At 36.1% G+C, this 4565-nt stretch carries 4 protein-coding genes; all 4 read left to right on the top strand.

Annotation, left to right across the window (positions count from 1 at the left end):
* Positions 1 to 660: aminomethyl-transferring glycine dehydrogenase subunit GcvPB (locus PHQ99_07915; protein ID MDD4289496.1), on the top strand; the 660-nt coding region annotated here is incomplete at its 5' end.
* A 12-nt stretch (positions 661 to 672) separates the two neighbouring features.
* Positions 673 to 1809 (top strand): glycine cleavage system aminomethyltransferase GcvT, encoded by a 1137-nt coding sequence (gene gcvT / locus PHQ99_07910; protein MDD4289495.1) that lies wholly within the window; start codon positions 673 to 675, stop codon positions 1807 to 1809.
* Positions 1810 to 2306: 497 nt separating this feature from the next.
* A complete protein-coding gene (locus PHQ99_07905; GenBank protein MDD4289494.1) occupies positions 2307 to 3668 on the top strand; it encodes a sodium:alanine symporter family protein in 1362 nt (453 codons plus the stop codon).
* Positions 3669 to 3747: 79 nt separating this feature from the next.
* Positions 3748 to 4565: alanine dehydrogenase (locus tag PHQ99_07900; protein ID MDD4289493.1), on the top strand; the 818-nt coding region annotated here is incomplete at its 3' end.

Here is a 4565-nt window from a genome sequence, read left to right as displayed (position 1 = left end):
ATTGGTGTTAAGAGTGACCTCATCCCCTATCTACCTACACCATTGATTGATTTTGATTCTGATAAAAATATGTATATATTTAAGGACGTTGGCTCAAAAAGCATAGGTATGATTCGCAGTTTTTGGGGAAATTTTTCAGTATTAGTTAAAACACTGTGTTGGATTTTGTCCCTGGGTCCGGAATTTCTTTATGAAGCCTCAAAAAATAGTATTATAAATGCTAATTATATCCTGGCTAAATTAAAAGAATATTACAAACCAGCCTATGATCGTTTTTGTGGACATGAATGCACTTTGACCGGACGTGAATACAAAAAATATGGAATAAAAACTTTGCAAATTGCAAAAAGATTGATGGATTATGGATACCACCCACCTACCATATATTTTCCTCATTTTGAACCTTATGCTGATGAAACAATTATGATTGAATCACCAGAGTCAGAAGGTAAGGAAATTTTAGATGATTTCATCAATATTATGATTAAAATTTCCCATGAAGCAAAGGACAGTCCTGATTTATTAAAAACTGCACCCCATATCACACCTATTAGTCAAACTGATGATGCTCTGGCAGTAAAACAAGCTATTTTAACCTATGATGATGAATTACAAAATAAAGACAAATTAAATTATTCGGAAGAAAATATTAACTTTTAAAAGGAGGATGTAATGACTGATAATAATAATAATAATGAATTATTATTGACTCCACTCCATCAGGAGCATATAAAATTAAATGCTCGTATGATTCCCTTTGATGGTTTTGATATGCCTGTTCAATATAGCAGTATTATTGAAGAGCATTTAACTGTCAGGCAAAAAGTGGGTATCTTTGATGTATGCCATATGGGAGAAATTGAAATTAAGGGAAAAGACGCCCTACCTTTTGTAGATTATTTGCTTACCAATAAGATAACTAATATAAAAGATGGCTATATAAAATATTCACCTATGTGTTACCCTCATGGAGGCCAGGTTGATGACCTTTTTGTTTATAAAATTAGTAACCGATTTATACTTTTAGTGGTAAATGCATCTCCCGGTTATTCAGAAAAGGATATGAATTGGATTAAAGAGCAAAGTACTGGTTTTGATGTAAAAATAACAAACAAGAGCAAAGAATATGGTGAAGTTGCAATACAGGGACCTCTTGCAGAAAAATTATTAAATCCATTTTTTAAAAGTGATATTTTCTTATCGGATTTAAAAAGATTTCAGTTTATTTATGGAATTCTTTTCGGGAAAGAAGTTTTAATTTCTAGAACTGGCTATACCGGGGAAGATGGTTTTGAAATTTACACAACTAATAGCTCAGACATCATCGATATCTGGAATAACTCACTTGAAGAAGGCATTAAATACGATATAAAGCCCTGTGGATTAGGCTCAAGAGACACCACACGTTTTGAAGTAGGTTATTGGCTTTATGGTAATGAAATTGATGAAACAATAAATCCTCTGGAAAGCGGGCAAGACTGGACTGTTAAACTTAATAAGAAAGATTTTATCGGTAAAGAATCTTTGCTTAAAGTTCAACAAGAAGGAACTAAACGAAAATTAGTCGGACTTTCTGTACCTCAAGGAGGCATACCACGTCATGGGATGGAAGTATGGTATAACAACAAAAAAATAGGATATATTACTTCAGGCAATTATTGCCCTTCTTTAAAGAAAGTTTATGCAATGGCATTAATAGATAAGGTATATTCAGAAATAGGTACTAAGATAAATGTCATAATCAGAAACCGACCTGTTGCAGCTGAAGTAGTAAATATACCCTTTTTGCTACCGGTTAATAAAAGATAAGTTTTTTAATCAACTTACCCCTCCCATTAAAAGCCGGGGGGGGTAACATTTTTGTATCTTATCGTCGCTCTTTAAAAATATGAGAACTAATATTATCCAAAATTGCTTACCAGATACCATTATATTATGCCTATCATACTATAAATATAATAATTTAAATAATATTTTTTTTAAAATAGTACTACTTTTCCATTTCCAATAGATTTCTTATCATATAATATGTAAACTTTTAAATAGCTTATTTTTTCTAAGAAATATACCGTTAACGGTTCATTTAATACCAAGAATATGTAAATCAATATTATTATACTTATATTTAGAGACTTTCAATTTAAAAAGTTATACAATTTTAAACATGTCAACACAGTTAAAATATTATTAAATGAAAGGAGTTTTGCTTTTAATCATCTAGAAATGAGGTGGTAAATATTTTTAAAACAATTATCACAATAACAAGGTTGGGTTAATAATATTAAAGATATTAGGAGGTTCAAAATATGACTGCAATTATGAACTTTCTCACAATTGTTGACGATTTTGTCTGGGGTCCCCCTATGTTAATTATTTTAGCGGGTACGGGTCTTTTCTTAACAATTCGCTTAGGTTTCCCTCAATTTAAGCATTCCGGACATGGCTGGAAATTAATTTTCAACGGTCTTACAAGAAAAGATCAGAGTGAGCAGGATGAAGGAGAAATTACACCCTTTCAAGCCCTAACGGCGACCCTTGCAGCAACTGTAGGAAATGGTAATATTGCTGGTGTTGCAACTGCTATTGCGGCAGGTGGTCCTGGGGCTGTCTTGTGGATGTGGATTATCGCGTTGGTTGGTATGGCAACAAAGCTATGTGAGGCTACATTAGGTGTAAAATATAGAATTAAAGATAAAGACGGTGCCCTGGCTGGTGGCACAATGTATTTCATAGAAAGAGGGTTGGGGCAAAAATGGCTGGGATGGATTTTTGCCTTATTCGGTGCCCTGGCTGCCTTTGGAATTGGCGATATGGTGCAGACCAACTCCATGGCTTTGGTTGGAAACAGTGTTTTTGGTATTCCACAGATTATAACTGGAATTGTCCTGGCAGTACTTCTCTGGCTGGTTGTCGTTGGAGGAATAAAACGAATTGGTTCTGTAACAGAGTACCTGGTCCCGTTTATGGCACTTTTTTACATTATTGGTGCCTTAATTGTTATTATTTCCAGAATAAATATGGTTCCCTGGGCAATTGGAGAAATATTTAGAAGTGCCTTTTCCGGTAAAGCTGCTTTTGGAGGGTTTGCCGGTGCGACAGTCGCTCAGGCAATGCGCTTTGGTGTTGCACGGGGCATCTTCTCTAATGAAGCAGGATTAGGAAGCGGAAGTATCGCCAATGCTGTCGCCAGGACAAAGCACCCTGTAAGACAGGGTTCAATCGCCATGATTGATGTAATGATTGATACCCTTATTATCTGTTCTATGACTGCCCTGGTCATTCTTCTAACTGATTCATTGGGAACAGGATACACAAGTACCCAACTAACCGCTCATGCCTTTGGAACCGTATTAGGAGGTATAGGTGGACCTATTGTAGCCCTGGGTTCATTATTATTCGGTTTTTCTACTATTATAACCTGGTGTTATTATGGTCAACAATGTTCCCGTTTTATTCTTGGTCCTTCTGTGGTTATGCCATATGCCTGGCTTTTTGTTATTGTTGCTTTTCTTGGCTCAGTTGTCGAAGTGCCATTTGTGTGGCTACTTACAGATGCCTTAAATGGTGCTATGGCTATCCCAAATTTGATAGGACTATTATTCTTAAGCGGAGTTATGGCCGAACAGGTTAAAGAATACTTTTCTAATCCCGAAATGTTAAAAATTTAGATTTTTTTATTTTATGGATGAGGGTATTGACATATTGTAAACCCTCATCCATAGTTTTAGAAGGAGGATTTGATCTATAATGATTATAGGAATACCTAAAGAGATAAAAAATAATGAAAACCGGGTTGCTATTACTCCAGCAGGTGTCAGAGCATTTACGCAATCAGGCCATAAAGTATTAGTCCAAAAAGCAGCGGGATTAGGAAGCGGAATATCTGACAGGGAATATAGTGATGCCGGTGCGTCTATTCAAGATACAGCCGAGAAAGTTTTTGGACAATCTGACATGATTATGAAGGTCAAAGAACCTATGCCCGTTGAATATCCAATGATCAAGCCTGGACAAATTGTATTTACCTATTTCCATTTTGCCGCATCACGGGAATTAACTCAAGGAATGATAGATAGTAATAGTATATGTATTGCTTATGAGACAGTAGAAACTCAAAATAGATATTTACCACTGTTGTCTCCCATGAGCGAGGTTGCCGGAAAAATGGCTGGTCATATCGCTGCCTATTATTTAGCACTACCCTATGGAGGCCGTGGTGTTTTAATGGGTGGTGTAACTGGAGTAAAGCCAGCCAAGGTAGTTGTTATTGGTGGAGGAACAGTTGGTACCAATGCTGCTAAAGTTACCGCGGGCATCGGTGCCAATGTGACAATCCTAGATATCAACCTGGATCGTTTAAAATATTTAGACGACATTATGCCCAAGAATGTTAACTTCCTCGTCTCTAATCAAAATAACATCGAACAGGAAATTAAAGATGCTGATGCAGTAATTGGAGCTGCCCTGATCCCTGGTGCAACTGCTCCTAAGGTAATTACTGAAGATATGGTAAAAATGATGCCGGAGAATTCAGTCATTGTTGATGTTGCTATCGACCAGGGTGG

The organism is Atribacterota bacterium (assembly GCA_028703475.1).
In the GTDB taxonomy this organism is placed as follows: domain Bacteria; phylum Atribacterota; class Phoenicimicrobiia; order Phoenicimicrobiales; family Stramentimicrobiaceae; genus JAQVMU01.
Note: the sequence above shows the minus strand (reverse complement) of the source record. Positions and strands in the feature narration are given on the sequence as shown.

What these genes read in the sequence shown, in the direction of transcription:
- PHQ99_07905 (MDD4289494.1), top strand. Translation starts at nt 2,307, where the DNA reads ATGACTGCAATTATGAACTTTCTCACAATTGTTGACGATTTTGTCTGG.
- gcvT (MDD4289495.1), top strand. Translation starts at nt 673, where the DNA reads ATGACTGATAATAATAATAATAATGAATTATTATTGACTCCACTCCAT.